Here is a 17,080-nt window from a genome sequence, read left to right on the forward strand (position 1 = left end):
TCTACTCCTATGCCGGGAACCGTTCGTCCGAGGCGAGAGGGAGCAGGTATTGTCCAGCGTTATCGAGCAGTCCGTGCAGGCCCGTATGGTCGCGTCCGCGCCGCGCATGGAGACACTGCCCGCCACTCTCCACTACGACCGCCAGGACCCCTTCGCCGTCCGCATGGCGTTCCCGGGGCCTGCGACCCTCGAAGGCACCGAGGTGTCCTGGGAGTTCTCCCGCGAGCTGCTCGCGACAGGTATGGACACGCCGGCCGGAGCGGGCGACGTCCGGATCCGGCCGTTCGGGTACGACCGCACGGTGCTGGAGTTCCACGCCGTCGAGGGAATCGCGATGGTCCACGTCCGGACGTCCGAGCTGCGCCGCTTCCTGCAGCGGGCGCAGGAACTGGTGCCGGTGGGCGACGAGTACCGCTTCATGGATCTGGACGGCGATCTGACGGATCTGCTGGGCGGGACCTCCTGAGCCGCACCCTGCGGCCTCCTACGGCTCTCCCGGGCTGCGGGACGGCCGGAATTCGGTTGCGCGGGAACCGGGACCGCTCGTAACGTCGCCGGTGCCCTGTTGTCGTCGTATCGGAGAAGGACGTTGCTCCACATCTGAGGTGTCCGCACATCGCGCCGCATGCCCCGACCGCATGCGTGCCGCGTGACACCGGTGTCCGAGCCGTTCTCCCTGATTCCCCGACGCAAACAGGAGGCCCTTGTGCCTGCATCCACCACCCATATCCTCTGCTCGTCCCTGTCGTTCGCCTGGCCCGACGGGAGCGAGGCGTTCGACGGCTTCCAGCTGGCCGTGGGCCCCGGCCGGACCGGGCTGATCGGCCTCAACGGCAGCGGAAAGTCCACCCTGTTGCGGCTGATCGCCGGTGAACTCACCCCGACCGGCGGACACATCAGAACGGTCGGCGACGTCGGCCACCTCCCCCAGAACGTCGTCCTGGACACCGCCCTGCGGGTCGACGAGGCGCTGGGCGTCGCCTCGGCCCGGGCCGCGCTGCACGCCATCGAGTCGGGCGACGCCACCGAGGAGCACTTCGCCGCGGTCGGGGACGACTGGGACGTGGAGGAGCGCGCGCACGCCGCGCTCGACCAGCTCGGCCTGGCCGGCATCGGTCTCGACCGGACCATCGGCGAGCTGTCCGGCGGTGAGTGTGTGCTGCTGCGCCTGGCGGCCCTGCTCCTGGCGCGCCCCTCCGTCCTGCTGCTGGACGAGCCGACCGACAACCTCGACGTCTACGCCCGGGGGCGGCTGTACGAGGCCGTGGATGCCTGGACGGGCGTGCTGGTCGTGGTCAGTCACGACCGGGAGCTGCTGGAGCGGGTGGACCGGATCGCGGATCTCCGCGACGGCGCCGTCACCTGCTACGGCGGCAGCCTGTCGGCGTACGAGGAGGCACTGGCGGTGGAGCAGGAGGCCGCCGAGCGCATGGTGCGGGTCGCTGAGGCCGACGTACGGCGGCAGCGGCGCGAACTGGCCGACGCGCACGTCAGGCTGTCTCGGCGCAAGCGGTACGGGCAGAAGATGTGGGACACCAAGCGCGAGCCGAAGGCTGTGATGGGCACGCGCAAACGGACCGCCCAGGAGTCGGCGGGCAAGTACCGCATCATGCATGCCGGGCGACTGGCGGACGCGGAGGAGCGCCTCGACGAGGCGGTCGAGGCGGTCCGGGACGACGAGACGATCCGGATCGAGCTGCCGCACACCCGGGTGCATCCGGGCCGCGGTGTGCTGGTCCTCCGGGATCTCGAACTCGCCCACGGGGCGCGGGTGCGGGGCGAGTGGGATCTGCGCGGCCCGGAGCGGATCGCCCTGGTCGGCCGCAACGGTGCGGGAAAGACGACTCTGCTGCGCACGATCGCCGGCGAGCTGGACCCGGTGTCGGGCGAGGCGGCCGCCCAGGTGCCGACGGGTTTCCTGCCGCAGCGCCTCGACGTCCTGGAGGACGCGCTGTCCCTGGTGGACAACGTGGCACGTGTCGCACCGGGCGCCACGGCCAACGACATCCGGGCGAGGCTGGCACACTTCCTCTTCAAGGGCGCGCGAGCGGACCGCCCCGCCGGCACGCTCTCGGGCGGTGAGCGCCTCCGGGCAGCGCTGGCGGCGCTGCTGCTCGCCGAGCCGGCTCCCCGCCTGCTGATGCTGGACGAGCCGACGAACAGCCTCGACATGTCAGGCGTACGCCGTCTGACGTCGGCGCTGGAGGCGTACGGGGGCGCGATGATCGTCGCGAGCCACGACGTGCCGTTCCTGGAGTCCCTGGGCATCACCCGGTGGCTGCTGCTGGACGGGGAAGGGCTCCGGGACATCGCCCCCGGACAGCTGCCGGGGCCCGGGAGCCGGGAGCGGTGACGCCCGGCTTGTCCATGGGTGGAACCTTTTGACCTGCATGGATAACAGGGGGTGAGCATGCCCTGCGGGACCCCGGCTTGGCTGGAGCCTTACCGCCGCCTTAACCTACGGTCACGTAACCTACGAAGCCGTAGGTAATTCTCCCGTCCCCAGGAGCCCCCCGTGACGATCGCCTCTCCCCACATCGGCAGTTCGAAGGCGTGGACAGACGCCCAGCTGCTGTACGCGCTGGAAGAGGTGGTGGAGAAGGAACTCAACCGCCATCTCAAGGTCGCCAAGGACTGGATGCCCCACGAGTACGTGCCGTTCTCCGACGGCCGTAACTTCCCCGGCCTCTTCGAGGACGGGGAGGCGTGGGAGACCAGCCAGTCGAAGGTCACCGACATCGGCCGCATCGCGCTCGTCGTGAACCTGCTGACCGAGGACAACCTCCCCAGCTACCACCACGAGATCGCCTCACTCTTCGGGCGCGACGGCGCCTGGGGCACCTGGGTGCATCGCTGGACCGCCGAGGAGGGCCGTCACGGCATCGTGATGCGCGACTACCTGCTCACCTCGCGCGCCGTGGACCCGGACAAGCTGGAGCAGTTCCGCATGGCGCACATGGCGGAGGGCTTCGAGTCCGACAACCGCCACTCCATGCTGCACTCCGTGGCGTACGTGGCGTTCCAGGAGCTCGCCACCCGCGTCTCGCACCGCAACACCGGTCACCAGTCGGGCGACCCGGTCTGCGACCGGATGCTGGCCCGGATCGCGACCGACGAGAACCTGCACATGGTCTTCTACCGCAACCTGCTGGGCGCGGCCTTCGAGCTGGCCCCGGACCTCACGATGCAGTCCGTGCGCGACGTCGTCGTCAACTTCCGGATGCCCGGACACGGCATGCCCGGCTTCGAGCGGGCCGCCGCGCAGATGGCGATCGGCGAGATCTACAACATGCGCATCCACCACGACGACGTGATCCAGCCCGTCCTGCGGTACCTGAAGGTCCTCGACATCGACGGCCTCGGCCCGGAGGGCCTCAAGGCACAGGAGGAGCTCGGGCTGTACATGAGCGGCCTGGACAGCGAGGCCTCGAAGTTCGACGAGAAGCTGGCGGCCCGCAAGGTCCGCATGGCGGCCCGGGCAGCCCAGGGCTGATCCGCCCGCCCGTCCGCCGTCCACGGGCCGGGAACCGCTCCCCGACCCGAGGACGGTGGCGGCGCGCACCTCGCGCGTCGCGCCACCGCTCTGCGCACGATCCTCACAGGCTCCCCGCACGGCTTCACAGAACGTACTCTGTGCCCGTGAAACCTGTGACGCGTCTTGTTCTTTTCGGTGCACCCATCGCCATCGTCGCTTCGATCGTGTTCAGCGGGGGCGACTCGGAGCCGCCCGCGATCCAGCAGACGGGCGCCGGTTCATCCGGCACGGAGAAGTCCGAAGCGGCCGACCCGGCCGACGAGCACGCCGACGCCGTCGACGCGCTGCCGCCCGGCCTCGCGGATCCGGCGATGAAGGAGGCCGCGGCCCGGCTGGTGGCCAGCGCGGAGGCGTCCACCCTGGACTGGCGCGGCCAGTACGGAGCGATCGAGGACGTCGGCGACGGCACCGGGTACACCGCAGGCATCGTCGGTTTCTGCTCCGGTACGAACGACATGCTGCAACTGGTCGAGGCCCACACCGAGAAGCATCCGGACAATCCGCTCGCGCCGTTCCTCCCCGCCCTGCGCGCGGTGGACGGCACCGACTCCCACGAGGGTCTGGATCCCGGCTTCACCGACGCCTGGCGCCAGGCCGCAGAGGATTCTGCCTTCCGGGAGGCCCAGGACGCCATGCGCGACAAGCTGTACTTCGATCCCGCGGTCCGGCTGGCCAAGATGGACGGACTCGGCACCCTGGGGCAGTTCATCTACTACGACGCGATGGTCCTGCACGGACCGGGCGTCGAGGCGGACGGCTTCTACGGCATCCGCGACGCGGCGATGGCAGCCGCGGACACGGCAGCCGAGGGCGGCGACGAGAAGGCGTATCTGCACGCCTTCCTCGACGAGGGCCGTTCGGCGATCCGGGCCCGCACGGTGCAGCGCGACACGACGCGGATCGACACGGCGCAGCGGGTGTTCCTGCGCGAGGGCAATCTCGGACTGAAGAAGCCGCTGGTGTGGCAGGTGTACGGCGAGACGTTCCGGATCCCCTGACGGGTCCGGCGGACGGGAACGGGGCTGGGCGCGGTTGTTCAGCCGCGCCCGGACCGTGCTCTGCGGAGCCGCTCCCGTTCCTTCTCGGAGAGCCCGCCCCAGACACCGAAGCGTTCGTCGTTGGCGAGTGCGTACTCCAGGCAGGCCACCCGGCCCTCGCACGCGTTGCACAGCTGCTTGGCCTCCCGGGTGGAACTGCCCGGCGCCGGGAAGAAGAACTCGGGCCCGGCCTGCGCGCACAACGCGGTCTCCTGCCAGGCGAGCTCGTCGGTCATGGTGTTGATCGGCATGGTTCACACGGTGCCCGGTCGCGATAAACAAGTGATCAACGATGGTTCAACGCCCGGGCCCGGGCGCCCTCCGGCCCGGGCGCCGACCCGTCTACGCCATCGGAGCCGGCTTGATCACCGCGAACGCGGCACCCGCGGGATCGGTGAACGTGGCGATCCTGCCGACCTCCGGCACATCGGTCGCGGCCATGGTCACGCGGCCGCCCAGCCGTTCCACACCGGCGACCACCGCGTCGGCGTCGTCCACGGCGAAGTACGGCAGCCAGTGCGGCCCCGCCGCTCTCTGTTCGGGCACCGCGTCGAGAGGGACGAGTCCTCCGAAGGACGAGTCCGCGCCCTCACTGCCGGCAGGGTGGACCATCGTGTAGGAACCGCCGGGATACGCCATGTCGTCGGTCCGCCATCCGAAGACGGTGTGGAAGAACGCGGCCGCCGCGGGCACGTCCGGGGTGTACAGCTCGGCCCAGACCAGTGCGCCGGGTTCCATGATCATCCCGAGGCCGGTGTTCGTGCCGGGCTGCCAGACGCCGAAATACGCGCCGCCGCTGTCCGTGAAGCCGCCCATGCGACCGTAGTCGAGGACGTCCATCGGAGGGAACGCCGCGGTGCCTCCGGCCTGCTCGACCGTACGCGCGGTGGCGTCCGCGTCGGGGGTCTGGAAGTAGACCGACCAGGCCGGCTTCCCCTGGTCCTCCGGCACCGTCATGACCCCGGCGACGGTCCTGCCCCGCAGTTGGTACATGCCGTAGCCACCGGTCTCGGGACCGCCGGGCACCAGCTCCCAGCCGAAGAGGCCGCCGTAGAAGGTGGTGGCCGCCTCGATGTCGGGGGTGCCGAGGTCGATCCAGTTGGGGGCGCCGGTGACGAAAGCTGGGTCGAGCATGGTGTGCTCCTTCAGCGAGACCCGTCGGCTCGCTCGTCTGGTCGGACACGGAGGTGCCTCATGTCTCCGAGTTTCGCACCAGGCACCGACTAGCGCAGTCCGCGCCGAGCCACGCGGGGCGGGAGCAGCGGCGGACCGGCGCCGCCTCAGTGGTCGTGCTCCTCCGTCGCGCCGGCGGCGTGGTGCGGCGGGTCGTAGCCCGGGACCGTGCCGTCCGCCTTGGCGACCAGCAGCAGGCCGGCCATCCCCATGTCCGAGTGGCTCTGGACGTGGCAGTGGTACATCCAGGCGCCGGCCCCCGCGTGTTCGCCCGCGACGATCTGGAAGCCGAAGGAGTCGGCCGGGCCGCAGATCTTCGTGTCGATCACGCGGCTCGGGTCGTCGGGGCCGGTGAGCAGTCCCGTCCTGTTGTCCGCCCAGCGGTGCCCGTGGATGTGGAACGTGTGGTAGTACTCGCCGTGTGTGATCATGACGACCTCGACCCGGTCACCGACCGTGGCCTCGAAGTTCGGACTCTCGTGGGCCGCCCTGTTGTTGATCATCATGTCGTTGAAGACGATGGTGATGGTCTTGTCCGGCAGCACGTCCCCCTGGCGCCGGACGACGAGCGGCCCGTAGAGGCCCTTGCGGATGCCGCCCGTGCCGTGATCCGTGCCGACGACGTGGTCGTGGTAGTGCCAGTACCCGGCACTGCCCGCCTTCCAGGTGCCGTCCTTCCGACGGCCGGGGACATGGGTCCGCCAGGTGTACGTGCGGGTTCCACCCGGTTCGACATGGCTGCGGTTCATCCGGGTGCCGTCGCTCGCCGTGTCGTAGTCCACGCCGTGGACATGGAGGCTCGCGTCGACGTCCGTGGTGTTCTCGAACTCGATGTGCAGCGTGTCGCCCTCGGTGATCTCGATGAGCGGTCCGGGGATCGACGCCTTGCCCTTCTCCAAGCCGTACCCGAGCTGACCGTCGGCCAGCTTCTCCGCGTACAGCTTGATATGGCGGACGGCCCCGCCCGCGGGGGCGGTCTTCGCAGGGTTCTCCGCGGAGGTGGCCTGTACGGCGCCGAGCGACATCGACGTCACGCCGGTGGCCGCCGCCACTCCGCCGCCCACCAGCATCCGGCGGTTGAAGGTCCTTCGGTCCATGTCGAACTCCCCACTGCGAGACGGAAACTGACGCGCCGCTTCCCTGGACGGCCCACACGGTAGCCGGGGGGCATCGCTTTATCCACACTCAGGACAAAGTTCGTTCGATTGCTGCCACAACTATTGGCGAGCCGCGAAAAGAGGTCTAGCTTCGTGCGCTGTCGCAGTGACCACAGAGGTGCGGTGACGAGAAGTGACCGGAGAAGTGACCAAGAGGGGTGGGTGACCACATGCAGCGCACACCACATCACAGGTCCAGATCGCGCCGCGGTGTCGCGGCGGCCGTGGCAGCGGGTGCCCTGACCGCTTCGCTGCTCGGCGGCAACGCGGCCACCGCCAGCCCTTACCCGGACCCGGGGCTGAAGGAACGGATGGCGGTTTCGTTGGCCCTTCCCACGCCGCCCGGCGGGGCCGACGTCAAGGTGCTGGTGTTCCACGCCTCGGCCGGCGAGGAGCCGCCGACCGTGGACGCGGGCATCGCGGCCATCGAGAAGATCGGGCTCAGCGGCCCCGAAGCCGGGCGCTTCCGGACCGTCGCGACCGACGACGCCGGGGTCTTCACCAACGGAAAGAGGCTGGGCACGTTCAACGCGGTCGTCTTCCTGACCGGCGGCGGCGATGTGCTGGACCCGGAGCAGGAGGCGGGCCTGGAGGCGTACATGGAGGCCGGTGGCGGCTTCCTGGGCATCCATGACGCGGCACGCACCGAACCGTACTCCGACTGGTTCACCGGTCTGGTCGGCGCCCGTCCGGCGGCGGACAGTCCCACGGGCGTCCAGCGCGCCACCGTGGAGATCGGCGACCGGCAGCACCCCGCGACGAAGAATCTTCCGCTGGAGTGGAAGCGCCCGGACAAGTGGCTGAACTGGAAGGACAACCCCTCCGGCGACGTGCACACCGTGGCTCGCGTCCGGGAACTCACCTACTCCCCGGGCAAGAGCGCCAACGGCTGGGACCACCCGGTCTCCTGGTGCCGTGACTACGACGGCGGCCGGTCCTTCTACACCGCCATGGGCGGTACGGCCGCCGGCTACGCCGAGACCGACTTCCGCGACCATCTGCGCGGCGCGCTGGCCTGGACGAGCCGTCTCTCGCAGGCCGACTGCAAGGCCACCATCGACTCCCACTACACGGCCGAGCGGCTCACCCAGCCCAATCTGCCCGGGCAGAACGACCAGATCGGCGAGCCTCACGGTCTGGTGACGGCGAAGGACGGGCGGGTCTTCTACATCGGACGCGGCGGCGCGGACAGCAGCGTGCCGGTGGTCACCGACTGGAACGACCCGAACGTCGGCAAGGGCGCGGGCGAGGTCCACGTCTACGACCCCTCGACCGGGAAGGTCACCCTCGCGGGCAAGCTGAGCGTCTTCGGCAACAAGGGCGGCGGGGAAGAACTGGTCAAGGTGGAGGAGGGGCTGCTCGGGATCGAGCTGGACCCGGACTTCGCCACCAACGGCTGGATGTACCTGCACTACACGCCGCACGCGAAGATCGACCGCGACAAGCGGATGGCGGTGCGCCAGGTCTCACGCTTCACCTTCGACCACGCCACGAACGAACTGGACCTGGCGTCCGAGAAGGTGCTGCTGAACTGGCCGGTCCAGATCCACAGCTGCTGCCACTCCGGCGGCGGTATGGCCTGGGACTCCGAGGAGAACCTCTACGTCGCCACGGGTGACAACAACTCCTCCGGCTTCAGCGACGGTTACTCGGGCAACAACCCCCAGCCGAACTACAAGGGCGTCTCGTTCGCCGATGCCCGCCGCACCGCGGGCAACACCAACAACCTCAACGGGAAGATCCTGCGGATCCACCCCGAGGACGACGGCACGTACACCCTGCCCGAGGGCAACCTTTTCACGGGCGAGGAGCCGGACGAGGGCGGCGGCAAGACGCGCGGCGAGATCTACGTGATGGGCGTCCGCAACCCCGCCCGCATCTCCGTCGACACCTCGACCGACACGCTGTACGCCGGCTGGGTCGGCCCCGACGCGGGCGCCCCGAGCACGACCTGGGGCCCCGCCAAGTACGACACGTTCGCGGCGATCACCGAGGCCGGCAACCACGGCTGGCCGTACTGCATGGGCAACAAGCAGCCCTACCGTGACCGCAACCTGCCCGATCCCACCAAGCCGCTGGACTGGTACGACTGCGACGCGCCGAAGAACGAGTCGCCGAACAACGACGGCCTGGTCAACCTCCCGCCGGTAACGGGCAACACCATCTGGTACTCGCCCCAGGGCGGCGGCGTGGACTACCCGCGCGACGCGAACGGCATCCCGAGCTACAAGGAGGAGGACCAGAAGGAGCTCCTGCCCTGGCTCAAGGGCGGCGGCCAGGCCACGATGAACGGGCCGGTCTACCGCTACGACGCGGAGAGCACGAGCGAGGCCAAGTGGCCCGCGTACTGGGACGGGAAGTGGTTCGTCGGTGACTTCTACGACGACGACCAGCCGCGTCACGCGGTGCTGACCGATCCGAAGACGGTCGGCAAGGGCGGGCTGCCCACGCACGCCGAGTCCCTGAAGAAGATCATCCCGGTCGGTGCGGACGGTATCCGCAACCTCATGGACTGGAAGTTCGCCCCGGACGGCTCGCTCTACGTCCTGGACTACGGGCGGGGCTTCTTCACCTCCGACTCCAAGTCCGCGCTGTGGCGCGTGACGTACAAGGGCGGCGGACCGACCCCGGCCGCCGCGGACCTGGCCAGGAAGGCGGCAGCGCAGTGAGACACCCTTCGCTCCTCGCGCGACGGCGGTACGGGCCGGCCCGGTGGTGGCTCGCCCTGCTCGGTTCGTTCCTGATGGTCCTCGGGCTGACGTCGACGGCCGCGTACGGCCGCGACGACGACCGGGCGGCGGCAGCGGCCGACCAGGTCCTCACCTGGACCGCCGGCGACCCCATCGACCGCTATCTGACGGCTCCCACGACTGCGGTCGCCGGTGCCGCGACCATCGTCTTCGAGAACAGCGAGGCCACGGGCAACACCACGAGCATGCCGCACACGCTGACGTTCAGCGTGTCGAACCCGGAGTACAACAGCGACGTCCAGGTCAACATCCTGGCCAACCCGGGTGACAGCGAGGGCGGCAGGCACAGCGTCGAGGTCACCCTCACCCCCGGCAAGTACTTCTACCACTGCACGATCCCCGGCCACGCTTCGATGCAGGGCGTCCTCACGGTGACCGAGGACGGTGGCGGCGGTGAGGACACCACCGCGCCCGAGACCTCGGCGACCGTGGACGGCGACAAGAACAGCGACGGCGCTTACATCGGCCAGGCCACCGTCGCCGTGGCGGCCACCGACGCGGGGTCGGGCGTCGACACCGTCGAGTACGCGGTCGGGGCGGACGGCGCCTGGCAGCCGTACACCGCACCCGTCGTGGTGAACGAGGTGGGCACGCACACGGTCCGCTACCGCGCCACCGACAAGGCCGGCAACACGGCGGAGGAGAAGACCGTCGATTTCGCGGTCGCCGCGCCGCCGACGGACGACGGGACCGCGCCGGAGACCTCGGCGACCGTCTCGGGCGAGAAGGACGACGCGGGCTCCTACCTCGGCATGGCGACGGTCACCGTGACCGCGTCCGACACGGGATCCGGCGTCAACACCATCGAGTACGCGGTCGGGGCGGACGGCGCCTGGCAGCCGTACACCGCACCCGTGATGGTGCACGAGGTCGGGACGCACACGGTCCGCTACCGCGCCACCGACAAGGCCGGCAACACGGCGGAGGAGAAGACCGTCGACTTCACCGTCGTCGAACCGCCGTCACAGGACCGGACACCGCCGGAGACCTCGGTGGTCGTGGCGGGTGACAAGAACTCGGACGGCGCGTTCCTCACGAGCGCCGAGGCCACGGTCACCGCGACGGATGCCGACTCGGGCGTGGCCAAGGTCGAGTACTCCCTCGACGGCGGTCCGTACCTCGCGTACACCGCGCCCGTGATCGTCGACCGCGTCGGCTACCACGCCCTCGCCCACCGGGCGACGGACAAGGCCGGGAACACCTCGGAGGCGAAGCAGATCTCGTTCACCGTCGCGCAGAGCGGCGGCGTCCCCGCACCCAACTGCCCCGAGTTCGACGAACGGCTCACCGTCATCGTCGGAACGGTGGACTCCGGTGTCCCCAACCGGCTCACCGGCAACCGCTGCACGGTCAACGAACTCATCGAGGACGAGAAGGACTGGTCCTCGCACGCACTGTTCCTCAAGCACGTCGACAAGGTCCTGGACAAGCTGCTCACCGACGGAGTCGTAGACGCCCGTGAGCACCGGAAGATCTACCGGGCGGCCAAGCAGTCCGGCATCGGCAGTCCGGGCCAGGACGAGGGCTACCGCAAGCTGTTCGACGGCACCGCCGAGTCCCTCGCCGCGTGGCAGCACGTGGGCGGCGGGAAGTTCGGGCTGAACGAGGAGGAGGGGTCGATCACCAGCTCCACCACGGTGGACGGCATGGGGATGCTGTGGTTCCCGGCCCGGCAGTACGACGACTTCTCGCTGAAGCTCCAGTGGCGGGACGACGCCCCGGCGGCGGGCAACGCCAACGGCGGAGTGTTCGTCCGCTTCCCGAACGTCAACGACCACCCGGAGGAGCCCCGTCCGGAGTGGGTCGCCATCAAGTACGGCCATGAGATCCAGGCCAACGACCGCCCCGACGGGGACATGTACAAGACCGGGTCGGTCTACGGGTTCGACCGGGTCGGTCTCGGCGGCGCCGGAGTCACCCCCAAGGGCACCTGGAACGACTACGAGATCCGGGTGGTGGACCAGCACTACGAGATCTACCGCAACGGTGTCCTGCTGAACGAGTTCGACAACAACGGCGGTCAGCTGTTCGAACCGCCGCGCGGTGACGACCCGGGAACCGACGGCCGGCGGTACGCCTCCGGCTACATCGGGCTCCAGGTCCACAGCACCACGGACGTGATCTCCTACCGCGACGTCCGCATCCAGGAGCTGTAGGGCGAGCGCACACTCAGGCGGCCGTGGCCGCGTGCTCCGGCACGCGGCCACGGCCGCCCGGGTGCCGGTGGCGCCACACCCAGAAGACCGTGCAGGAGACCAGCGACCAGGCCGCCAGCACGATGTACGGGAAGGCGTACTGGTGGCCCTGGTAGTAGACCGCCGTGTGCTGGGCGTTGACCGAGGCGCCCGGTGGCAGCCAGCGGCCGATGTGTCCGAGCAGCGACGGCAGCAGGGGCCAGGAGACCGCGCCGCCGGACGACGGGTTGCCGAGCAGCACCATGACGCCCCAGGTGGGAATCATCGCCCAACGCCCCATGATGGTGTTGAACATGGTGAAGACCATGCCCGACGTGAACATGGTGAACGCGAGGATCAGCCAGGACTGGGCGAACGGAAGGTCCACCGCGCCGAGCAGCCAGTCGACGACGGCCGCGATGGCGAAACCACCGAGGAGTGAGTAGCCGATCGTGAAGGCGATCCGCTCCAGTGGGTTCAGCTCCCGGGCGTTCACGCTGAGCTGGATCGATCCGACGAAGCCGATGATGACGGCGGCGAGCGAGATGTAGAACAGGGCGAGGCCACGCGGGTCGCCCTTCTGCTGCGGTTTGACATCCGTGACCACGAGCCGGACGTCGACGCGCTTCGCGACCTCGGCCCCGGTCTCACCGAGCAGCTGGGCGACGGTCGCTCCGGACGCCGCGGCCACGTCCATGGCCACTGCCTCCTGCCCGGTGGTCCGCAGGATCGCGAAGATCTTCTGGGCCTCCAGCGCTTCGCCTGCCTCGGAGCGGGTGGTGTACCGGCGGAGTTCGAGGGAGGCGTCGAGCGCCTCCTCCATCCCGTTGACGAACCTGTCGACCCCGGGAGCCCCGGGGCCATCGGTGACCAGGGCGGCGGGGATACGGTGCGGCGTCGGATTGGCCAGTGCGTAGGTGTACGAGCCTGCGAAGAGCCCGGCGGCGGCCGCGATGATGAGGGTCAGCACCATCGCCGGGAAGTACGGCGACTGCTTGTACTCCTGCCACTTCTCGCGCCGGGTGAGGGGCCTGCTGTGCGCTCCGTGCCCGACGGGGCGGCCGGAGGTCATTCTTCGCCCTTTTCGTCGTGCCGGGCGCGGCTGGGCTGTACCCGTTTCGGCTCGCCCGGCATCTTCGGGTACTCCGGCGGATAGGGCAGGTCGCCGAGCTCGTGCTCGTGCTCGTCACGCCGCGCCAGCTCCAGCACCTGGTCGAGCCGGAAGGCGTGGTCGTCCATGTCGGCGTGGAGGTCGCCCACCTCGGCGTAGCGGACGGGCATGGTCCGGAGGTCGAAGTCGCGCGGCTCGGCGTCGTCGATCTCCTCCCAGCGGAGCGGGGCGGAGACCGGCGCGTGGGGGAAGGGGCGCACGGAGTAGGCGGACGCGATCGTACGGTCGCGCGCCGTCTGGTTGTAGTCGACGAAGATCCGCTCGCCGCGTTCCTCCTTCCACCAGGCCGTGGTCACCCGGTCCGGCATCCTGCGTTCCAGTTCCCGCCCCACGGCGATGGCCGCCCGCCTGACCTGAGTGAAGGTCCACTCCGGGACCAGGGGCACGAAGACGTGGATGCCGCGCCCGCCGGAGGTCTTGGGCCAGCCCCGCAGCCCCTGCTCGTCCAGGACCGCGCGCAGCTCGTGGGCCGCCCGTACCGCGTCCGCGTAGTCGGTGCCGGGCTGCGGGTCGAGGTCGATGCGCAGCTCGTCGGGGTGGTCGGTGTCCGCCCTGCGCACCGGCCAGGGGTGAAAGGTCAGGGTGCCGAGGTTGACCGCCCAGAGGACGGCCCCCAGTTCGGTGGGGCACATCTCGTCGGCGTGCCGGCCGCTGGGGAACTCGATCCGGGCGGTGGGGGTCCAGTCGGGGAGGTTCTTCGGCGCGCGCTTCTGGTAGAAGAAGTCGCCCTCCACCCCGTCGACGAAGCGTTGCAGGGTGGTGGGCCGCTCACGCAGGGCGCGGAGGATCCCGGGCCCCACGGCCCGGAAGTAGTCGGCCACGTCCTTCTTGGTGTAGCCCTTCTCCGGGAAGTACACCTTGTCCGGGTTGGACAGCCGTACGGCCCGTCCGTCCGCGTCCAGCTCCATGGCTGTTCCAGCTCCCATGTCGGCCACCGTAGGCCGGTCCCACATATGCCGCATATCGGAGGACGCGCCCGGTGCGGTACATGAGAATCGGGGTCATGGACCTGCCGGTGATGCCTCCTGTGAAACCGATGCTCGCCAAGTCCGTGTCCGCGATTCCCCCCGGGATGCAGTACGAGGCGAAGTGGGACGGATTCCGGGCGATCGTGCACCGGGACGGCGACGAGGTGGTGATCGGCAGCCGCACGGGGAAGCCGCTCACCCGCTACTTCCCCGAGGTGGTCACCGCCGTACGGGCGAATCTGCCGCAGCGCTGCGTGCTGGACGGCGAGATCGTCCTGCCCCACGAGGGACGGCTGGACTTCGACCGGCTGAGCGAGCGCATCCATCCCGCCGATTCCCGGGTGCGGACGCTGGCCGAGCGGACACCGGCGAGTTTCGTGGCCTTCGACGTCCTCGCCCTGGAGGACACGTCCCTGCTCGCCACCGTGCAGGCCGAACGGAGGACGGTCCTGGAGCGTGCCCTCGCCGACGCCTCAGCGCCCGTGCATCTCGCCCCGTCCACCACGGACCAGGCCCTCGCGCGGGACTGGTTCGAGCGGTACGAGGGAGCGGGCCTCGACGGGGTGGTCGCCAAGCCTCTCGATCTGCCGTACCGTCCGGACGCCCGCGTCATGTACAAGATCAAGCATGAACGGACCGCCGACTGCGTGGTGGCGGGCTACCGCTTCCACAAGAGCGGCCCGGTGGTCGGCTCGCTGCTGCTCGGCCTGTACGACGCGGAGGGTGCCCTCCAGCACGTGGGCGTGTGCGCGGCCTTCTCGATGAAACGGCGCGCCGAGCTCCTGGAGGAACTGGACCCGTTGCGCATCGGCCCCGCCGGTCATCCGTGGGCTGCCTGGGCGGACGCGGCGGCGCACGAGGGGTCGCGGCTGCCGGGCGCGCCGAGCCGCTGGTCGGGCAAGAAGGACCTGTCCTGGGTGGCACTCGCTCCGGAGCGGGTCTGCGAGGTGGCGTACGACCACATGGAGGGCGACCGCTTCCGCCACACCACGCAGTTCCGGCGGTGGCGGCCGGACCGCACCCCCGCCGGCTGCACCTACGCGCAGCTGGAGGAGGTGGTGCGGTACGACCTGTCCGAGGTGCTCGACGCCCGTTGAGCCGTCAGGCGGCGGGAGGGGCGCAGGGTTCGCCGGACGGTGTGGGGTCGGGGGCGGTCTCCGCGGAGGGCGTGGGGCAGGCCGGGTCCGAGGTGGTCGGGTCCGGGTCCGGGGACGTGGTGGGGTCCGGCGTCGTGGTGGGGTCCGGGGACATGGTCGGGTCCGGTGTCGTCGTCGGATCCGTGGAACCGCTGTCGGTGGGATCGGGGCCGGGGTCCGTGGGGCTCGGGGATCCGCCGGGGCCGGGGCTGCCGGTGTCCGTGGGGGTGGGCTCGGCGGTGGGTGTGGTGGACGGGCGCGGGGTGCCGCTGGGCTGCGGGCCGACGACGATGCCGCCGCCACCGTCCTTGCCGGGGTCGCTCGGGCTGCCGGGGCCTCCGACCGGTGCCTTCGGGGCGTGGGGGCTGCCGGCTCCCGGGCTCCTGGGGATCACGCCCTCGCCGTCGGCGACGGCATGTGCGCCCTTGCGGTAGAAGTCCAGCCAGGACAGGACCGTTCGCAGGTAGGTGTCCGAGCGGTTGTAGCTGAGGATCGCCCGGTCGAGGTCGCCCCGCACGGACAGGTCGCGCGTCCCGGCGCAGAGGTAATGGCCTGCGGCGAGGGCCGCGTCCACGATGTTGTTCGGATCCTCGCGGCCGTCGCCGTTGCCGTCCTTCCCCCAGTGCGCCCAGGTGGAGGGGATGAACTGCATCGGGCCGACCGCCCGGTCGTAGCGGCTGTCGCCGTCGTACGCCCCGCCGTCGGTGTCCCGGATGTCGGCGAAGCCCTGGCCGTTGAGGACGGGGCCCAGGATCGGAGTGAGCGTGGTGCCCGCGGAGTCCACCCGCCCCCCTCTCGCGTGGCCGGACTCCACCTTGCCGATGGCCGCGAGTAACTGCCAGGGCAGATGGCAGCCGGGGTCGCTGCGGCCGAGTGCGCTCCGCGCGTCGCGGTAGGCGGCCAGGACGGTGGCGGGGATGCCGGCCTCGGCCCAGGACTGTGCGACGGCCTCGCCGGGCTTCTTCCCGGCTCCGGGGCCCTTCGGCGGCTCCGGCGACCGCAGGGGCGGCAGCTCCGTGTGATAGCTGTCGTCGTTCGGCACCTCGGTCCAGACGACGTCGTCCGATGCCACGTTCTTCATGTCGTCGGCACCGCCGGCCGCGAGTCCCGGGGCCTGGGACGCGGTGAGCGCCGCCATGGCGGCCACCGCGGTGGCCGTGCCGGTGAATCCGCGGCGCATGGTTCCGTTGAACCTCATGTGTCCTCCCTCTTCCGGGTCATCGCGTGAACGTATCGATGGCCGCGATCCGCCAGATGTCCCCGCGGCGAACGACGTCCACGGCGAACATGGCTGCCGCGTACGTCGTCTCCTCCTCCTTGTCCGTACGGGTGTTGCTCTGGTCGGCGAAGATCAGCAGCCGGGCCCGGTCGCCGTCGAGCAGCTCGACGCCGCTCTGGGTGACGGTCGTGGTGAGGACGAGTTTCTGCTTCGGCGCCTGTGCGCGTACCTCGGCGAGCATGTCCCGGTGCTGCTGGACCGCCTTGCCGGTCAGATGCTTCCGTGCGGCCTGATCGGATTTCCCTGGCGCGGCGTAGGAGTAGGAGAAGACCGCGCCGACGGCCTCGGTGATCTGTCCCTTGACCTCGCTGGTCCGGCTGATGTCGGTGAGGGCCGCGTTCTGCCGGCTCGGGTCGTCGCGCAGGGCCCCGGCCGAGGTCAACGACCATGCGGCGAAGGCTCCGAGGAGGAGCGTCGCGGCACAGAGGACGGCGGGCAGCCGGACGTGCGGGCGTGCCGGCCGCCCGCGCCGAGGGCCGTCGTCCCCGGCGGGCTCCTCCTCGTCGGGTGCCGCGTCCTCGGGTGTCTCGGGGGAGTCCGGCGCGCCGGAGGAGTCCCGCGTACCGGGGCCCGGTTCCGGGGCCTCGGTCGTGCGCGGCGGTGCGGTCGTCGCGGCGACGGTGGCGAGCCGGCGGCGGCGGTTGACGAGGTGTCGGGTCGTCGACATGTCGGTGGTCCTCTCGGGGGCGGGAAGGCGGGG

The 17,080-nt window shown here is 70.3% G+C and carries 14 protein-coding genes; 7 read left to right on the forward strand and 7 right to left on the reverse strand.

Annotated elements, in window-relative coordinates; all coding sequences use genetic code 11:
* The first annotated feature begins 49 nt into the window (after window positions 1–49).
* The 4 genes from ssgD to ABT001_RS22950 all read left to right on the forward strand — a co-directional run bounded on the left by ssgD (window position 50) and on the right by ABT001_RS22950 (window position 4,533).
* Window positions 50–466, forward strand: coding sequence for a spore wall synthesis regulator SsgD (ssgD, locus tag ABT001_RS22935; protein ID WP_351280507.1), 417 nt, complete (start codon window positions 50–52; stop codon window positions 464–466).
* A 240-nt stretch (window positions 467–706) separates the two neighbouring features.
* Window positions 707–2,353: an ABC-F family ATP-binding cassette domain-containing protein gene (locus tag ABT001_RS22940; RefSeq protein ID WP_351280511.1), complete on the forward strand. Its 1,647-nt coding sequence runs from the start codon at window positions 707–709 to the stop codon at window positions 2,351–2,353.
* Between the two features lie 162 nt (window positions 2,354–2,515).
* Window positions 2,516–3,493, forward strand: a complete 978-nt coding sequence (locus tag ABT001_RS22945) for an acyl-ACP desaturase (RefSeq protein ID WP_351280513.1) — start codon at window positions 2,516–2,518, stop codon at window positions 3,491–3,493.
* 155 nt (window positions 3,494–3,648) lie between these two features.
* Window positions 3,649–4,533, forward strand: coding sequence for a chitosanase (locus tag ABT001_RS22950; protein WP_351280638.1), 885 nt, complete (start codon window positions 3,649–3,651; stop codon window positions 4,531–4,533).
* Between the two features lie 38 nt (window positions 4,534–4,571).
* Here ABT001_RS22950 and ABT001_RS22955 read toward each other — a convergent pair whose 3' ends face one another.
* The 3 genes from ABT001_RS22955 to ABT001_RS22965 all read right to left on the reverse strand — a co-directional run bounded on the left by ABT001_RS22955 (window position 4,572) and on the right by ABT001_RS22965 (window position 6,842).
* Complete coding sequence (locus tag ABT001_RS22955) at window positions 4,572–4,823, reverse strand: WhiB family transcriptional regulator (protein ID WP_351280515.1); 252 nt, start codon at window positions 4,821–4,823, stop codon at window positions 4,572–4,574.
* Between the two features lie 91 nt (window positions 4,824–4,914).
* Window positions 4,915–5,706 (reverse strand): VOC family protein, encoded by a 792-nt coding sequence (locus ABT001_RS22960; protein WP_351280517.1) that lies wholly within the window; start codon window positions 5,704–5,706, stop codon window positions 4,915–4,917.
* Window positions 5,707–5,852: 146 nt separating this feature from the next.
* The gene (locus tag ABT001_RS22965) at window positions 5,853–6,842 is read right to left on the reverse strand and encodes a multicopper oxidase domain-containing protein (RefSeq protein WP_351280520.1); all 990 of its coding nucleotides are present in this window, start codon (window positions 6,840–6,842) and stop codon (window positions 5,853–5,855) included.
* A 230-nt stretch (window positions 6,843–7,072) separates the two neighbouring features.
* On the opposite strand from ABT001_RS22965, the gene ABT001_RS22970 reads away from it, so the two are divergent.
* Together ABT001_RS22970 and ABT001_RS22975 are read left to right on the forward strand one after the other, a co-directional pair.
* Window positions 7,073–9,571 carry a ThuA domain-containing protein gene (locus ABT001_RS22970; protein ID WP_351280523.1) on the forward strand — a complete coding sequence of 833 codons (2,499 nt, stop codon included), beginning with the start codon at window positions 7,073–7,075 and terminating at the stop codon, window positions 9,569–9,571.
* Window positions 9,568–11,808: an OmpL47-type beta-barrel domain-containing protein gene (locus tag ABT001_RS22975; protein WP_351280525.1), complete on the forward strand. Its 2,241-nt coding sequence runs from the start codon at window positions 9,568–9,570 to the stop codon at window positions 11,806–11,808. The genes ABT001_RS22970 and ABT001_RS22975 overlap by 4 nt, the downstream gene beginning before the upstream one ends.
* A gap of 13 nt (window positions 11,809–11,821) precedes the next feature.
* Here the strand turns inward: ABT001_RS22975 and ABT001_RS22980 are convergent, their stop codons facing one another.
* Together ABT001_RS22980 and ligD are read right to left on the reverse strand one after the other, a co-directional pair.
* Entirely contained in the window at window positions 11,822–12,898 is a 1,077-nt protein-coding gene (locus ABT001_RS22980) for an ABC-2 transporter permease (protein WP_351280528.1), read from the reverse strand.
* A complete protein-coding gene (gene ligD / locus ABT001_RS22985) occupies window positions 12,895–13,905 on the reverse strand; it encodes a non-homologous end-joining DNA ligase (protein WP_351280641.1) in 1,011 nt (336 codons plus the stop codon). The genes ABT001_RS22980 and ligD overlap by 4 nt, the downstream gene beginning before the upstream one ends.
* A 95-nt stretch (window positions 13,906–14,000) precedes the next feature.
* Here ligD and ABT001_RS22990 point away from each other — a divergent pair, with 95 nt between their 5' ends.
* Complete coding sequence (locus ABT001_RS22990) at window positions 14,001–15,062, forward strand: ATP-dependent DNA ligase (RefSeq protein WP_351280530.1); 1,062 nt, start codon at window positions 14,001–14,003, stop codon at window positions 15,060–15,062.
* Between the two features lie 4 nt (window positions 15,063–15,066).
* Here the strand turns inward: ABT001_RS22990 and ABT001_RS22995 are convergent, their stop codons facing one another.
* Together ABT001_RS22995 and ABT001_RS23000 are read right to left on the reverse strand one after the other, a co-directional pair.
* Entirely contained in the window at window positions 15,067–16,299 is a 1,233-nt protein-coding gene (locus ABT001_RS22995) for a lytic transglycosylase domain-containing protein (protein ID WP_351280533.1), read from the reverse strand.
* Window positions 16,300–16,318: 19 nt separating this feature from the next.
* Complete coding sequence (locus tag ABT001_RS23000; protein ID WP_351280535.1) at window positions 16,319–17,047, reverse strand: hypothetical protein; 729 nt, start codon at window positions 17,045–17,047, stop codon at window positions 16,319–16,321.
* Window positions 17,048–17,080 lie beyond the last annotated feature (33 nt).

The sequence above is a fragment of the Streptomyces sp. NPDC002793 genome, from assembly GCF_040295485.1.
Lineage (GTDB): Bacteria > Actinomycetota > Actinomycetes > Streptomycetales > Streptomycetaceae > Streptomyces.